This is a genomic window from Amycolatopsis sp. lyj-84, assembly GCF_046549075.1.
Taxonomy (GTDB): Bacteria; Actinomycetota; Actinomycetes; order Mycobacteriales; family Pseudonocardiaceae; genus Amycolatopsis.
Genome location: NZ_JAJPWO010000001.1, coordinates 288166 through 303248, shown reverse-complemented (window position 1 = coordinate 303248; position 15083 = coordinate 288166). Strand labels below are relative to the sequence as shown.

Below are 15083 nucleotides of genomic sequence, written 5' to 3'. Positions count from 1 at the left end.
CCTTCACAGCCGTCATACCGGTGGTCGGGTTGGCTACCTTCACGAACGGCTGTGCCACCGACCACTACGGTCACATCCGGACGCAAGAACGCAAGCGGGGAACACAGGAGGCACGAGTGACCGAGCCCGGCTACGCCGACGGCGCGCAGCAGCAGCCCGGAACGCCGGCGCGGGACGCCCAGTTGCTGGAGCGGACCGTGTTCGAGGTCAAGCGGATCATCGTCGGCCAGGACAGACTGGTCGAGCGGATGCTGGTCGGCTTGCTGGCCAGGGGCCATCTCCTGCTCGAAGGTGTTCCCGGTGTCGCGAAGACCCTCGCCGTCGAGACCTTCGCGCGAGTGGTCGGCGGCTCGTTCTCGCGGGTGCAGTTCACCCCGGACCTGGTCCCCGCCGACATCCTCGGCACCCGGATCTACCGCCAGGGCGCCGAGCGGTTCGACGTCGAACTCGGCCCGGTGGTGGCGAACTTCGTGCTCGCCGACGAGATCAACCGCGCGCCCGCGAAGGTGCAGTCGGCGATGCTCGAGGTGATGGCCGAGCGGCACGTGTCGATCGGCGGCCAGACGTTCCCGATGCCCGACCCGTTCCTCGTGCTCGCCACGCAGAACCCGATCGAGAACGAGGGTGTGTACCCGCTGCCCGAGGCGCAGCGCGACCGCTTCCTGTTCAAGATCGTCGTCGAGTACCCGACCGCCGAGGAAGAGCGGGAGATCATCTACCGGATGGGCGTCACCGCGCCCACCCCGCAGGAGGTGCTGAGCCCCGGCGAGCTGGTCCGGCTGCAGAACGTCGCCTCGCAGGTCTTCGTGCACCACGCGCTGGTCGACTACGTCGTCCGCCTCGTGCTCACCACCCGTACGCCGAACGACCACGGTCTCGCCGACGTCGCGGGCTGGGTGTCCTATGGCGCTTCGCCACGTGCGAGCCTCGGCATCATCGCCGCCTCCCGGGCGCTGGCGCTGGTCCGCGGCCGGGACTACGTGCTGCCGCAGGACGTCGTCGACGTCGTTCCCGACGTGCTGCGTCACCGGCTCGTGCTGTCCTACGACGCGCTGGCCGACGGCGTCCCCATCGACCACATCATCACGCGGGTGCTCCAGACCGTGCCGCTGCCGCAGGTCTCGGCCCGTCCGCAGGGCGGCACCGGGCAGGGCGGCCCGGTCCCGGCCGGCGCACCGGTCAGGTAAGGAATCCGCGTGAAGAACGAGAAGGGCGAACGTCCTTCCTGGGCACCGCCGGTACTCCGCGGGGAGCGGATGGAGGCGGGCCTGCGCACGCTCGAACTCGACGTGCGCCGCCGTCTCGACGGTCTGCTGCAGGGAAACCATCTCGGCCTGGTGCCGGGTCCGGGTTCGGAACCGGGGGAGGCCCGGCCGTACCAGCCCGGTGACGACGTCCGCCGGATGGACTGGGCGGTCACCGCGCGGACGACGAGCCCGCACATCCGGGAGACCGTCGCCGACCGCGAGCTGGAGACATGGCTGGTCGCGGACGTGTCCGCGAGCCTCGACTTCGGGACCGCGCTGTGCGAGAAGCGCGACCTGGTCGTCTGCGCGACGGCCGCGGTCGCCCATCTGACCGGCGGAGGCGGCAACCGGATCGGCGCGCTCGTCTCCAACGGGGCGGGCAGCATCACGCGGATCCCGGCGCGCGGTGGGATCCCGCACGCGCGGGGGCTGGTCCGCAAGCTCGCCGAGACCCCTCGTGCCGAGGAAGGTGTCCGCGGGGATCTCGCCGCGGCACTGGAGAAGCTGCGCCGTCCGCCCCGCCGTCGCGGGCTCGCCGTCGTGATCTCCGACTTCCTCGGTGACACCGAATGGCAGCGCCCGTTGCGCGCGCTCGGCGGGCACCACGACCTCATCGCCATCGAAGTCCTCGACCCGCGCGACATCGACCTGCCCGACGTGGGCACCGTCGTGCTGGCCGACCCGGAGACAGGGAAACAGCGCGAAGTGCACGCTTCGGCCTTGCTGCGCAAGGAATTTGGCGCCGCGGCGCATGCTCACCGGCAGGAGGTCGCGGCCGCGCTGCGGCGGGCCGGTGCCGCGCATCTGGTGCTGCGCACCGATTCGGACTGGATCGCGGACATGGTCCGGTTCGTGGTGGCCCGCAAGCGCCGCTGGTCCGGTGGTGTCGCGTGAGCCTGACCGGATTCGCCTCGCCGTGGTGGTTCCTGCTGCTGCTCGCGGTCGCCGCGGTGGCCGTGGGCTACGTGCTTTCCCAGCGCGTGCGGCGCAAGCGCACCATGCGGTTCGCCAACCTGGAACTGCTGGACAAGGTCGCGCCGAAGAGCCAGGGCTGGGTGCGGCACGTTCCCGCCATCCTGATCGTGCTCTCGCTGCTGGTGCTCACCGTCGCGCTCGCCGGGCCGACGGCCGAGCAGAAGGTGCCCCGTAACCGGGCCACTGTGGTGCTGGTGATCGACACCTCGCTGTCGATGGAAGCCACCGACGTCGCCCCGACCCGGCTGAAGGCGGCCCAGGAGTCGGCGCGCTCGTTCGCGCAGAACATGACGCCCGGGGTGAACCTCGGGCTGATCTCCTTCGCGGGGACGGCGACCGTGCTGGTCGCGCCGACCACTGATCGCGGCGGTGTCGTGAAGGCGATCGACAACCTCAAGCTGGCGCAGTCGACCGCCACCGGTGAAGGGATCTTCGCCGCGCTGCAGTCGATCGAGAGCTTCTCGGCGATCGTCGGTGGCGCGGAAGGCCCGCCGCCCGCCCGCATCGTCCTGATGAGTGACGGCAAGCAGACCGTCCCGGACGATCTGTACGCACCTCGAGGCGGCTACACGGCCGCGCAGGCGGCGAAGCAGGCTCAGGTGCCGATCTCGTCGATCTCGTTCGGGACCACGCACGGCTCGGTCGACATCGACGGCAAACCGCAGGACGTGAAGGTCGACGACGAATCGCTGGAGGAGATCGCGCGGCTCTCGGGCGGCGACTTCTACAAGGCGGCGAGCGCGGACGAGCTGAAACGCGTGTACGACGATCTCGGTGAGCAGATCGGGTACGAGCTGAAGGACGCCGACGCGAGTCGTCCTTGGGTGATCCTCGGGACGCTGGTGCTGATGATCGGCGCCGCCGCTTCGCTCTTCTTGGGGCAACGACTGCCGTAGATCCTGCGCCCGAGCGCGCTATGAAAGGCCCGTTACTTGCAAAATTTGCAAGTAACGGGCCATTCATAGCATTGGGGGAAGCGGTCAGGGAGTCGCGAAGCCGTTCTGCCGCCAAGCCTCGTAAACGCTGATCGCCGCGGTGTTCGCAAGGTTCAGCGACCGGCTCGACGGCAGCATCGGCAGCCGCACCCGGTCGGTCACCTGGGAGGACTCCTGGACGTCGAGGGGCAGCCCCGCCGACTCCGGCCCGAACATCAGCACGTCACCGGGCTCGTACGCGACGTCGGTGTGCAGCCGCGTCGCGGAGGCGCTGAACGCGAAGACCCGGGCGGGCAGCAGAGCCGCCCAGGCCGCGTCGAGGTCCGCGTGGACGTGGACGCGCGCGAGGTCGTGGTAGTCGAGGCCGGCGCGGCGCAGCTGCTTGTCCTCCAGCGTGAAACCGAGCGGCTCCACCAGGTGGAGCTCGCAGCCGGTGTTCGCGGTCAAGCGGATCGCGTTGCCCGTGTTGGGCGGGATTTCCGGGCGGTAGAACAGGATGCGGAACACGAGGGTTGATCGTCTTTCGTTCACGGGCGCTTCGCCTGAGGGCGGCCGGGAGGCCATATACGCGGACGAGCATGAGGCCGCCCGTGACCATCCCACCACAGGAGGGCTTCATGCCTTCGCTCCCTCACCCCCTGTCGCGGCGTCGCTTCCTCGGTTATGGCTCCGCAGGCGCGGCCGCCGTCCTGCTGGGGACCGGCGCCTGGAACGCCGCCGGCGCGATGCCGCTCGCGAGCGGCTCCGGAAACCCCTTCACCCTGGGCGTCGCCTCGGGTGACCCGTTGCCCGGCGGTGTCGTGCTCTGGACCAGGCTCGCGCCGAAGCCCTACGAGGCCGATGGCCTCGGCGGGATGCCGCGCAAGCCCGTTCGCGTCGAGTACGAGGTCTCGCTGGACGAGCGCTTCCGCGCCGTGATCCGTCGCGGCTCCGTGGTCGCCACTCCCGAGCTCGGTCACTCAGTTCACCCCGAGATCCACGGCCTCGCGCCGGATCACCAGTACTTCTACCGTTTCCGCGCGGGCGGCGAGATCTCGCCGGTCGGCCGTACTCGGACGGCGCCGGTCGCGTGGTCGTCGCCGCGCGAGCTGAACTTCGCGTTCGCGTCCTGCCAGAGCTGGGAGGCGGGACACTTCACCGCGTACGACCACATGGCGGCCGAGGATCTCGACCTGGTCGTGCACCTGGGCGACTACCTCTACGAAAGCGGCGTGACCGGCGTCGGGCGCGGGACGCCGGTGGGTCCGCAGTTCAAGGGCGAGACCTTCGACCTGGCCCGCTACCGGCTCCAGTACGCGCTCTACAAGTCCGAAGCGCCGCTGATGGCCGCGCACGCCGCCTTCCCGTGGATCCACGTCAACGACGACCACGAGGTGGAGAACAACTGGGCGGGTGACCTCTCCCAGGCCGACAACGAGCCCGACCAGGACCCGGCGGTGTTCCGCCAGCGGCGCGCCCAGGCCTTCCAGGCGATGTACGAGCACCTGCCGTACCGCATCGCCCAGCTGCCGAAGGGGCCGGACGCGCGTCTCCACCGGCGCCTGAGCTACGGCACGCTCGCCGACTTCACCATGCTCGACACCCGCCAGTACCGCGACGACCAGCCGTGCGGCGACGGCCAGTCGGCGAACTGCACCGAGCGCTTCGACGAGGACCGCACCCTGCTCGGTTCGGAGCAGCGGCGTTGGCTGCTCGACGGTTTCTCCCGGTCCCGCGCTCGCTGGCAGATCCTGGGCAACCAGGCGCCGATGGGCCAGACCGACACCGACGCGGGCGCCGCCACCAACGTCTACCTCGACCCGTGGGACGGCTACGTCGCCGACCGCGACCGCGTGCTCGCCGCGGCGCAGGACCGGGGCGTGCGGAACCTGGTGGTCATCACCGGTGACAGGCACCAGAACTACGCCTGGGACCTCAAACGCGACTTCGGCGACCCCGGTTCGCCCACCGTGGCGAGCGAGTTCGTCGGGACGTCGATCACCAGCGGCGGCAACGGCGCCGACATGACGCCCGCCGGTGAGAACCTGCTGAAGGCCAACCCGCACATGAAGTTCTTCAACAACCAGCGCGGGTACGTCCGGGTCAACGTCAACCGGCAGCGCTGGCGCAGCGACTTCCGGGTGGTGCCGTTCGTCAACACCCCCGGCGCGCCGATCAGCACGCGGGCCAGCTACGTCGTCGAGGACCGGCGCCCCGGCGTTCAGTCCGCCTGAGCGGGCAGGAGGGCGGCGTACACCTCGCGCACGACCGCGGGTGGCGCCGCCTTCTTGAGCGTCGCCGGATCGACGAAGACGTAGCGGTTGGTCGCTTCGGTGCACACCGTGCCGTCGCGGCCGATCTCGAAGTCGATGATCAGCGACGTGGTTCCGAGATGGTTCAGGAACGCCGAGACCACCAGTTCGTCGTCGTAGCGGCAAGGCGCGCGGTAGCGGAGGTTCGATTCGGCGACGACGACGTCGACACCGAGGGCCAGCGCCGCTTCGTGGGAGCCGTAGAGGGTTCTTTCCACCTCGAACATGGCCATGTCCACGTAGGCGAGGTAGTTCGCGTTGAAGACGATGCCCTGTCCGTCGCACTCGTGGTAGCGCACGCGAAGCGGCATTTCGACGATCGGTTTCCGTGGCTCGGTCACCCTGCCAATGTAGGAGCTGAAGGACGCTTTCACCGCATCGCATGCGGTGAAAGCGCCCTTCGCCCGATGGCATGCGGGGAAAGTCCCCTTCAGCCCTACTCGATGAAGTCGATATTCGGGTGCCGCGGGGATTCCCCGTCGAACAGGTGCCGGTTACGGCCCTTCAGGTGCAGATCGAAGAACGCCCCGATGTAGTCCCGCTGCGCGGCGAGCGAACGACGGGGATCGATGGTGCCGATGGACGCCTTCCGCTTCTCCGGCGTCACCAGCGCGCCGAGCTGCGGCACGACGACCTGCAGATCGCTGTAGGACATGTGCGTGCTGCCGCCGCGCAGGAGCAGGTCCCGCTTCCAGCCTCGCTGGTTGGCCCAGAAATCCGCCCAGCTGCGGTCGAATTCCGGGGTGCGGTGCGTGTGCTCGAGCGGCTTCCCGTCCGGACCGACACCCTCGGCGCCCATCAGCAGGAACGGCCGGTCCAGACCGCGCTTCGTCACCTCTCCGGGGATGTAGGCGCTTCCCGGCGGGTAGCCGAACGCCGTCGCCATCGCGCCGTCCAGGTTGATCCCGGCGTCGACCCGGCGGTCGTGGACCATCGTCTCGCCCGCCGTGAACCCGCCGTAGGAATGCCCGTAGGCACCGACCTTCGACAGGTCGAGCGACCAGCCGAGGCCGCGGGGGAGCTGCCGGTTCTCCGCGTCCGGGTTCTGTCCCCGCGTGATCTTCGTGAGCTGGTCGAGGACGAACCGGCTGTCGCCGACTCGCGCGTCGAGCGCCTTCTTCATGAATTCGGGACCCTCGCCCGGCGGGAGCGCCGTTTCGAGTCGCCCGCCGGGGAACTCGACCGCGGCGCTCTCGTAGGTGTGCGAGAGCGAGACGACCACGTAGCCGCGGCTCGCGAGGTCGTCGACGATCGCCGAGTACGTCTCCCGAGGTCCCCCGAAGCCGGGGGAGAAGAGCACGACCGGCTTCGGCGCGCCGGGCGCGGCCGGGACGCCGATCTCGGCCCGCCGCTTCGACGACGTCCAGTCGACGGAGCCGACCGGGACATCGAGGTCGTTCGGGTTCGCCAGAGCCTGGTCGATGACGGCGCTCATACCCGGCGTCAGCCACGGTGCCTGCGGGCCGTGGGCGAACCGGTCCGCCGGATAGGTGACGGTGGCCATGACCTCCCGGCGCCGGTCCGGTTTCCAAGGATCGGGCCGGGACCGGTCGACGAGGTGGAGGTCGGTGGTGCCGACCTCGTACTGGCCGGTGAGGGCGGGTGCGGTGAGTTTGACCTGCTCCGCCGCGACGGCGGGGGCGGTGGTGGCGAGCCCGCCCGCGAGCGCGAGGCCCGCGACGAGTGCCGAACCCCGCACCACCCTGGTGTGTCTCGATGACACTGCTGGAGTCCTTCCGGATCGGGGCGGTCCGACGACCGCCTCCCTTCCGACCATGGCAGCGCCACCGGGTGACGCGCATCCCTCTGGAGGTGGAGCCCTGATCACCCGTGCAGGGCACGGTAGGCCGACGCGGCACCAGGGTGCAGCGGCACCTTGCCGGTCCCGATCAGCGTCCGGACGTCGAGGAACTGGGTCCCGACGGCAGGTGCCGGGACGAGGTCGGCGGCGTGCGCGGCCAGCACCCGCGCGACGGCGGCCGCGACGTCGTCGGGCAGGGAAGGAGCCGCCAGGAGGAGGTTCGCGACGCCGATCGTCCGCAGTTCGCCGACTCCCTGATAGGCCTGTGCCGGGACGTGGACCAGGTCGTACACCGGGCCGTAGCCCGCGCGCAGAGCGGGAAGGTGCGCATCGAGCGGGAGAAGGGTGATCGGGGTGGTCCGGTTCAACTCGGTGAGCGCGGGCGTGGGGATCCCGCCGGACCAGAACAGCGCGTCGACCTCGTGCGCCACCAGTGCGTTGATCGCCTCCCCGAGCAGGAGGTTCTTCGCGTTCACCGGGACTTCGGCGCGGGCGAACAGCCGGGTGCTGAACACCGCGACCCCGGATCCGCTCGCGCCCATCGCGACCGGCCGCCCGGCCAGGTCGGCGAGTGAGCGCACGCCGCCGTCCGCGCGGACCACGAGCTGGTGGTAGTTCTCGTAGACGCGGCCGATGGCCGAGAACGCGATCGGGACGGAGAACGGCTCCGCCCCGGCGAAGGCGGATTCGGCGACGTCACCGAGGACGAGACCGAGGTCGGCCCGGCCGTCCCGCAGCCGTCGCAGGTTCTCGACGCTGGCCTCGGTCGCGACGGCCGTGGCGCGCAGCCGCGATTCCGCCCTGTTCAGCTGCTGGGCCAGCAGCTCCGCGAAGGCGAGATAGAAACCGCCGCTCTCGCCCGCCGCGATGACGACCTCTCGTTCCGGGCCCTGGTAGCCCGCCGTCGAGCAGCCCGCGAGCGTGGCGAGCCCGGCGAGGAGCGCGGTACGCCTGGTGACGGTCATGGCGTCTCCCCGGTGGCGAGGGGAAGTTCGACGCGGACTTCGAGCCCGTGCGGTTCCGCTGCCCGTAGCTCGAGTTTCCCGCCGCGGGCGAGCACGTGCTGGTTCGCGATCGCGAGCCCGAGCCCCGTTCCCCGCGGCGCTCCGTCGCCACCGGCACGCCAGAACCGCTCGGTCGCGCGTTCACGGTCCTCTGTGGACAGTCCAGGGCCGTTGTCGGACACGAAGACCGTGGCGGTCGTGTCGCCGGTCTCGTAGCCGGTGGTGATGGTCGCGCCCCGGCCCGCGTAGTGCACCGCGTTGTCCAGCAGGACATCCAGCACCTGGGCGAGATCGCCTTCCGTGCACCGCACCGGAACCGGCGTGTGGTGGCCCTCGGCGGCGGGGAGGCCGACTCCGGCGTCGTCGGCCGACGGACGCCACGCGTCGACCCGTTCGGCGAGCACGGAAGGGAGATCGCAGGGTTCGTCGTCGGCTTCGCCCGCGGCGAGCCTGGTCGCGGCGCTTTCGGCGAGCGCCAGCGCGAGCAGCCCGTCGAGCAGGGACTCCAGGCGTTCGACCTCCGCGACGGTCGCCCGGTAGGTCCGCTGGCCGTCGCCGTCGATCTGCGCGGCCAGTGAGTCCACGCGCAACCGCAAGGCCGCCATGGGATTCCGCAGCTGGTGCGACGCGTCCGCGACGAGCCGCCGCTGCTGTTCGGACGCTTCGACGACGGCGTCGGACATCCGGTTGAACGACGTCGCGAGCGAGCGCAGCTCCCTCGGCCCGGCTTTGTCGGGAACCTGCGCGCGGTGCCCGCCGGTCACCGCCCGCACGCCGGTCTCCAGTTCGTGCAGCGGCCGCACCATCCACCGCGCCAGCAGGACCGCGAGCAGCACGAACACCGCCGCGACCAGCACCGCGCCCGCGACGATCGCGGCCCAGCGGGTGGCGACGTCGGCCGCCGCCGTGGTCACCGACGCGCGCAGCACGACCACCCCGGCCACCCGGGTCCCGGTGCCGACCGGACGGGCGAAACAGACCGGATCCACCGACCACGGGCTCAGCTGTTCGGGGCCTTTCGCGGGCTGGTTGCGAAGCGCGGACTCGACGAGCGAGCGGACCACCGGCTCCGCGGCGGTCATCCCACCGGTTTCCACCAGCGGCATCCCGCGCGCGTCGACCACCACGACGGCTTCGCCGTATAACGACGAATACCGCGCGGCGTCGACCCCCAGCGCGGTCGGGTCACCGGCGTCTACGGCCTGCTGGGCGAGGATGACGAACCGGTCGACGTCGGCGTTGCGGGCGATGACCAGCTGCTGGGTCCGCTGCGCGGCGGTCGAGCCGAACAGCGGGATCGCGAACGCGGCGACCACGGTCAGCGCGAGCGCGACGAGGACGACCAGCAGCCGGGCGCGCACCGGTCAGTCCCGGCCGAAGCGGTAGCCGAAACCCCGGATCGTGGTCAGCAGCCCCGGCCGGTCGAGTTTCGCGCGCAGCTGGGTCAGGTGCACGTCGAGCGAGCGGGAGACGGCGAGGTACGCGTCGCCCCAGACCTCGTCCATCAGCTGCTGCCTGCTCACCGCGGTGCCGGGCCGCGCGGCGAGCACCGCCAGGACGGCGAACTCCTTCGTGGTGAGCCCGATGTCGTTCCCGCCGACCAGCACCCGCCGTGCCGCGAGATCGATTTCGACGTCCTCGACGCGGACGACGTCGTCCTGCGGCGCGGACGAGACGGCGGCGCGGCGCACGACCGCGTCCATCCTCGCCAGCAGTTCGGCGAGGCGGACGGGTTTGGTCAGGTAGTCGTCGGCGCCGAGCCGCAGCCCGCGCACCACGGACCGCTCGTCCCCGCGCGCGGTGAGGACCAGCACCGGCACCAGCGACACCTGACGCACCTTCCTGAGGACGTCGAGCCCGTCCATGTCGGGCAGGCCGAGGTCCAGCAGGATCACGTCGGCTTCGCGGTGCCGGTGCAGCGCGTCGCAGCCCCGGATCGCGTGGGAGACGGTGTGGCCGCGCGTCTGCAGTGTCTCGGCGAGCGCGTCGGCGACACTGGTGTCGTCTTCGACGAGCAGCACCCGCACGGCCATACCCTTCCGCCTAGCCTTCTCGGCCGGAAACCAGCTCGGGCTCCGGCTTCTTCTCGAGCTCCGAGGTCTTCGAGGTTTCCCGCATTGTGCCGTAGACGATGAGCGACACCAGGACACAGCCCGCGACGTAGAAGAAGAACACCGATTCGTGGCCCGCCCCCTTCAACGCCTGCGCGATGAGCTCGGCGGTGCCACCGAAGATCGCCACCGTGAGCGCGTAGGGGAGGCCGACGCCGATGGCGCGGATCTTCGTCGGGAACAGCTCGGCCTTCACGATCGCGTTGATCGAGGTGTACCCGGTGACGATCACCAGGCCGGCGAGCATCAGCAGGAAGGCGAGCACCGGCTCTTTGGTCCCGCCCATCAGCGTCATGATCGGGACGGTCAGCAGCGTGCCCGCGATCCCGAAGAACATCAGCAGCGGACGGCGGCCGATGCGGTCGGAGAGCTTGCCCGCGAACGGCTGCAGGATCGCGGCGACGAGGATCGCGCAGAACAGGATCAGCGTGACCGTCCGGCGCGGGATGCCCGCGGTGTTCTCCATGAACTTCTGGCTGTAGGTGGCGAAGGTGTAGAAGGAGACCGTGCCGCCGAGGGTGAGGCCGACGACGAGGGCGATCTCCTTGGGGTACTTGATCAGCGCGCGCAGCGTGCCCTTGTCACCCGCGTCCTTGCCGGTGCCGGACGCCTTGGCCTCCTCGAAGCTGGCCGATTCGTCCATCCCGCGGCGCAGGAACATCACCACGACCGCGGCCAGCGCGCCGACGACGAACGCGATCCGCCAGCCCCACGAGGTCAGCTGCTGCTCGGTGAGGACGGCCTGCAGCAGCAGCTGGAGGCCGAGCGCCAGCAGTTGGCCGCCGTACAGCGTCACGTACTGGAAGCTGGAGTAGAACCCGCGTTTGCCGGGAGTGGCCACTTCGGACAGATAGGTCGCGGAGGTCGAATACTCACCGCCGACCGAGAGGCCCTGGATGAGCCGTGCGACCAGAAGCAGGATCGGCGCGGCGATGCCGATCGTGGCGTAGGTCGGGGTCAGCGCGATCATCAGCGACCCGGCCGCCATCAACGTGACGGAAAGCACGAGTGCGCTTCGTCGCCCGAACCGGTCGGCGAACCGGCCCAGCATCCACCCGCCGAGCGGCCGCATGAGGAATCCGACGGCGAACACCGCCGCGGTGCCGAGGAAGGCCGCCGTCGTGTCCTTGGTGGGGAAGAAGGACTTCGCGAAGTACGTGGTGAAGGCGGCGTAGGCGTACCAGTCGTACCACTCGACCAGGTTGCCGATCGAGCCGCGCAGCACGTTGCCGACGACTCGCCTCTCGCTTACGGGCGGCGACGTTTCACCGATCCGGGTTGTCATCTTTGACCTCCTGTGTTCCGGCTCACGGTGAACAATCCGTGACGACGGGGCAAGGTCCCGGCCCGGTTCCTAACATCCGCTTAGGACGGTCGCGGTTACCCGGAGGTAGGGGTGGCGCGGCTCCGGCCGGTCCCGGGTGAGCCGATAACCTCAGGGCGTCAGCGGGACGAAGACGAGGCGAGGAGAGCTCTGTGGGACGGTCGGTACTGGTCACCGGCGGCAACCGCGGCATCGGTTTGGCGATCGCGAAGGACCTCGCGGCGCAGGGACACCAGGTCGCGATCACGCACCGCGGTTCCGGCGCGCCCGAAGGCCTCTTCGGGGTGCAGGCCGACGTCACCGACGCCGAGCAGATCGACGCCGCCTTCAAGCTCGTCGAGGAGCACCAGGGTCCGGTCGAGGTCCTCGTCGCCAACGCGGGCATGACCGACGACACCCTGCTCATGCGCATGAGCGAGGAGCAGTTCACCCGCGTGGTGGACGCCAACCTCACCGGCGCGTACCGGGTCGCCAAGCGCGCCTCCCGCGGCATGCTGCGCGGGAAGTGGGGCCGCTACATCTTCATCTCGTCCGTCGTCGGCCTCACCGGGTCGGCAGGCCAGGTCAACTACGCCGCGAGCAAGGCCGGTCTCGTCGGTCTCGCCCGTTCGCTCGCGCGTGAGCTGGGCTCGCGCAACATCACCTCGAACGTCATCGCCCCCGGGTTCGTCGCCACGGACATGACCGACGAGCTCGGCGAGGACCGCAAGAAGGAGATCCTCGCCCAGATTCCCTCCGGCCGGTACGCCGAGCCGTCGGAGATCGCCGCCGCCGTCCGCTACCTCGCCTCCGAAGAGGCCGGTTACGTCAACGGCGCGGTGCTGCCGGTCGACGGCGGCCTCGGCATGGGCCACTGACGTCCCCCGTTTTCCCTTACCGACCGCATCATTCCGGACTGGAGGTCCCGTGCCAGGACTGCTCGAAGGCAAGCGCCTGCTGATCACCGGCGTCATCACCGACGCCTCGCTCGCGTTCCACGCGGCCAAGATCGCGCAGCAGGAGGGCGCGAAGGTCGTGCTCACCGGCTTCGGCAGGCTGTCGCTCGTCGAGCGCATCGCCAAGCGTCTCCCCGAGGAGGCGCCGGTGCTGGAGCTGGACGTCACCAACCAGGAGCACCTCGACTCGCTCGCCGACCGGGTCCGTGAGCACGTCGACGGGCTCGACGGCGTGCTGCACTCGATCGGGTTCGCCCCGCCGTCCTGCCTCGGCGCGCCGTTCCTGGACGCACCGAGTGAAGACGTGAAGGTGGCTGTCGACGTCTCGGCGTTCTCCTTCAAGTCCCTCGCGGTCGCGACCCTGCCGCTGCTTTCGCGTGGCTCGTCGATCGTCGGTATGGACTTCGATGCGCGCGTCGCGTGGCCCGCCTACAACTGGATGGGCGTGGCGAAGGCGGCGCTGGAGTCGGTCAACCGGTATCTGGCCCGTGACCTGGGCCCGCAGGGCATCCGGGTCAACCTGGTCAGCGCCGGCCCGATGAAGACCATGGCCGCGAAGTCGATCCCCGGGTTCGCCGACCTGGAGAACGGCTGGGGCGACCGCGCCCCGCTCGGCTGGGACAGCTCCGACCCGGACCCGACCGCGAAGTCGGTCTGCGCCCTGCTGTCGGACTGGCTGCCCGCGACCACCGGCTCGATGATCATGGTCGACGGCGGTCTGCACGCGACCGGTTTCTGAGGTCCTTATTCGCGCGTGAAGGCCCCCTTCCCTCGGCTGAACCGAGGGAAGGGGGCCTTCACGCGTTTCAGGGGAGGACGGCGTTCGCGACGTGCCAGGAGTCTTCGAGCAGCAGGTACTTGGTGATCGCGCCGTCGTCGTTCACCTCGAATTGGATGGTGAAGGCGGAGTCGATGACCTTGCCGGTGCTGCGGATGATCGAGCGCAGGCGGCCGATCGCGACCGCGTGCGGCCCGTCGACGAGTACGCGTTCGATGTCGAACCGGTCCTTGATGAGGCCCTTGTCGAGCAGGTCGTAGAACTCGCGGATCTCCGCCGGGTTCCGGCGCGGGCCGATCCACGGGACCAGCTCGGTCGCGCCGGGGATGTCCCACTCGACGGTGTCGGCGAAGAGGTCCGCCGCGCCATCGGTGTCCCCTGTGGACATCCGGCGGAAGAACTCGTCCAAAGTGGATCGTGTTCGGTCGGTCATGATTTCTCCTTACTGGGTAACGGGTTCGCGGAGCAGTCGGGTGTCGTCGGTGCGCTGGACACCGGCGGCGAAGGTGAGCGTGAGCACTGTGGCGACCCCGAGCCCGACGCTCACCCACGCGACGCTGGGATAGCCGAGTCCGGCGTCGATCGACTCGCCGCCGAGCCACGGGCCGACGGTGTTGCCGACGTTGAACGCGGCTGTCGTGCTCGCGCCGACGAGGGTGGGCGCGTTGCCCGCCACGGCGAAGGCGCGGACGTTCAAAGCGGGGTTGACCCCGAAGCCCGCGACGCCGAACAGGAAGACGGCGAAGATCGCGACCGGGGTCGCCGGGCCGGAGAGCGCGAGCAGGACCAGGGCGAGCAGGGCGAGGGCGAGGCCGCCGTAGAGGGTGGCGAAAGGCCTCGCGTCGGCGTGCCGCCCGCCGACGGTGATGCCGATCAGCGCGCCGAGCCCGAACAGGGAGAGCACTCCCGGCACCCAGCTTTCCGGCAGTCCGGCGACTTCGGTCAGCAGGGGAGCGAGGTAGCTGAAGGTCGCGAAGATCATCGCCTGGGCGAAGGCGATCACGCCGAGTGCCAGCCAGAACCGGCCGCCGCGGTACAGGCGGAGCTCGGTCGCGACGTCGGTTTTGTCGTCGCCGTTCTGGGTTTCCGGGACGAGGGCGAAGACGCCGATCAACGCGACGACGGTCAGTGCCGTGACCGCCCAGAACGCCGCCCGCCAGCCCGCGTGCTGGCCGAGGAAGGTCCCGGCGGGCACGCCGGCGATGTTCGCGATGGTGAGCCCTCCGACCAGGATGGCCAGCGCGCGGCCACGGCGTTCAACCGGAACCAGCGCGACCGCGGTGGCCGCCGCGACCGCCCAGAAACCGGCGCAGGCGACGGCGCTGACGACGCGGGTCGCGAAGAGCAGGGCGTATCCCGTGCCCAGCGCGCCGACGACGTGCGAGAGCCCGAAGACGACGAGCAGGGTCATCAGGGTGGCGCGCCTCGGCACCCTCAACGTCGCGATCGCGAGCAGGGGAGCGCCGACGACCATGCCGATCGCGAAGGCGGAGATGAGCAGCCCGGCCTCCGGGATGCCGACGTTCAGATCGGCCGCCATCCCCGGCAGCAGGCCGGTGATCATGAACTCGGACGTGCCGAGCGCGAACACGCTCAGTCCGAGTACGCAGACTGCCAAAGGCAAGGGTCTTCCCTCCAGTTTTGTATTGATCAGTCCAAAATGTGGGCAGCGTTGCGCACGG

At 70.1% G+C, this 15083-nt stretch carries 15 protein-coding genes; 6 read left to right on the top strand and 9 right to left on the bottom strand.

The genetic code is table 11. The features are described from left to right. The first annotated feature begins 116 nt into the window (after nt 1-116). From ACLJRM_RS01510 to ACLJRM_RS01500, 3 genes are all read left to right on the top strand, one after another. A complete protein-coding gene (locus ACLJRM_RS01510; protein ID WP_101607629.1) occupies nt 117-1187 on the top strand; it encodes an AAA family ATPase in 1071 nt (356 codons plus the stop codon). A 69-nt stretch (nt 1188-1256) separates the two neighbouring features. Next, a complete protein-coding gene (locus ACLJRM_RS01505; RefSeq protein WP_233223471.1) occupies nt 1257-2141 on the top strand; it encodes a DUF58 domain-containing protein in 885 nt (294 codons plus the stop codon). Next, nucleotides 2138-3118, top strand: a complete 981-nt coding sequence (locus tag ACLJRM_RS01500; RefSeq protein WP_410661966.1) for a VWA domain-containing protein — start codon at nt 2138-2140, stop codon at nt 3116-3118. Before ACLJRM_RS01505 ends, ACLJRM_RS01500 begins: the two co-directional genes overlap by 4 nt. An 84-nt stretch (nt 3119-3202) precedes the next feature. On the opposite strand, the gene ACLJRM_RS01495 is transcribed toward ACLJRM_RS01500, so the two are convergent. Next, a complete protein-coding gene (locus ACLJRM_RS01495) occupies nt 3203-3664 on the bottom strand; it encodes a tRNA (cytidine(34)-2'-O)-methyltransferase (protein WP_101607632.1) in 462 nt (153 codons plus the stop codon). A gap of 110 nt (nt 3665-3774) precedes the next feature. Between ACLJRM_RS01495 and ACLJRM_RS01490 the strand changes: the two genes are divergently transcribed. Next, the gene (locus tag ACLJRM_RS01490) at nt 3775-5370 is read left to right on the top strand and encodes an alkaline phosphatase D family protein (RefSeq protein ID WP_410661965.1); all 1596 of its coding nucleotides are present in this window, start codon (nt 3775-3777) and stop codon (nt 5368-5370) included. Here ACLJRM_RS01490 and ACLJRM_RS01485 read toward each other — a convergent pair. The 6 genes from ACLJRM_RS01485 to ACLJRM_RS01460 form a co-directional block, all read right to left on the bottom strand. Next, the gene (locus ACLJRM_RS01485; protein WP_101607634.1) at nt 5358-5789 is read right to left on the bottom strand and encodes an acyl-CoA thioesterase; all 432 of its coding nucleotides are present in this window, start codon (nt 5787-5789) and stop codon (nt 5358-5360) included. The genes ACLJRM_RS01490 and ACLJRM_RS01485 overlap by 13 nt on opposite strands. A 95-nt stretch (nt 5790-5884) precedes the next feature. Further along, nucleotides 5885-7171: an alpha/beta hydrolase family protein gene (locus tag ACLJRM_RS01480; protein ID WP_410661964.1), complete on the bottom strand. Its 1287-nt coding sequence runs from the start codon at nt 7169-7171 to the stop codon at nt 5885-5887. 101 nt (nt 7172-7272) lie between these two features. Then, complete coding sequence (locus ACLJRM_RS01475; protein ID WP_101607635.1) at nt 7273-8214, bottom strand: TAXI family TRAP transporter solute-binding subunit; 942 nt, start codon at nt 8212-8214, stop codon at nt 7273-7275. Continuing rightward, nucleotides 8211-9614 (bottom strand): sensor histidine kinase, encoded by a 1404-nt coding sequence (locus ACLJRM_RS01470; protein WP_410661963.1) that lies wholly within the window; start codon nt 9612-9614, stop codon nt 8211-8213. Before ACLJRM_RS01470 ends, ACLJRM_RS01475 begins: the two co-directional genes overlap by 4 nt. A 3-nt stretch (nt 9615-9617) precedes the next feature. Continuing rightward, complete coding sequence (locus ACLJRM_RS01465; RefSeq protein WP_101607637.1) at nt 9618-10286, bottom strand: response regulator transcription factor; 669 nt, start codon at nt 10284-10286, stop codon at nt 9618-9620. A gap of 10 nt (nt 10287-10296) precedes the next feature. Beyond that, nucleotides 10297-11649 (bottom strand): MFS transporter, encoded by a 1353-nt coding sequence (locus ACLJRM_RS01460; protein ID WP_101607638.1) that lies wholly within the window; start codon nt 11647-11649, stop codon nt 10297-10299. A 191-nt stretch (nt 11650-11840) separates the two neighbouring features. On the opposite strand from ACLJRM_RS01460, the gene fabG reads away from it, so the two are divergent. Beyond that, entirely contained in the window at nt 11841-12545 is a 705-nt protein-coding gene (gene fabG, locus ACLJRM_RS01455) for a beta-ketoacyl-ACP reductase (protein ID WP_101607639.1), read from the top strand. Nucleotides 12546-12594: 49 nt separating this feature from the next. Further along, nucleotides 12595-13362, top strand: a complete 768-nt coding sequence (gene fabI, locus ACLJRM_RS01450; protein ID WP_101607640.1) for an enoyl-ACP reductase FabI — start codon at nt 12595-12597, stop codon at nt 13360-13362. A 67-nt stretch (nt 13363-13429) separates the two neighbouring features. On the opposite strand, the gene ACLJRM_RS01445 is transcribed toward fabI, so the two are convergent. After that, nucleotides 13430-13834: a nuclear transport factor 2 family protein gene (locus ACLJRM_RS01445; RefSeq protein ID WP_101607641.1), complete on the bottom strand. Its 405-nt coding sequence runs from the start codon at nt 13832-13834 to the stop codon at nt 13430-13432. Nucleotides 13835-13843: 9 nt separating this feature from the next. Then, nucleotides 13844-15025: a Cmx/CmrA family chloramphenicol efflux MFS transporter gene (locus tag ACLJRM_RS01440; RefSeq protein WP_410661962.1), complete on the bottom strand. Its 1182-nt coding sequence runs from the start codon at nt 15023-15025 to the stop codon at nt 13844-13846. Between the last annotated feature and the right edge of the window lie 58 nt (nt 15026-15083).

Bases quoted from the DNA above. Each gene is read 5' to 3' on its own strand.
- ACLJRM_RS01445 (WP_101607641.1), bottom strand. From the start codon at position 13,834: ATGACCGACCGAACACGATCCACTTTGGACGAGTTCTTCCGCCGGATG.
- ACLJRM_RS01465 (WP_101607637.1), bottom strand. From the start codon at position 10,286: ATGGCCGTGCGGGTGCTGCTCGTCGAAGACGACACCAGTGTCGCCGAC.
- ACLJRM_RS01505 (WP_233223471.1), top strand. From the start codon at position 1,257: ATGGAGGCGGGCCTGCGCACGCTCGAACTCGACGTGCGCCGCCGTCTC.
- ACLJRM_RS01475 (WP_101607635.1), bottom strand. From the start codon at position 8,214: ATGACCGTCACCAGGCGTACCGCGCTCCTCGCCGGGCTCGCCACGCTC.
- ACLJRM_RS01460 (WP_101607638.1), bottom strand. From the start codon at position 11,649: ATGACAACCCGGATCGGTGAAACGTCGCCGCCCGTAAGCGAGAGGCGA.
- ACLJRM_RS01490 (WP_410661965.1), top strand. From the start codon at position 3,775: ATGCCTTCGCTCCCTCACCCCCTGTCGCGGCGTCGCTTCCTCGGTTAT.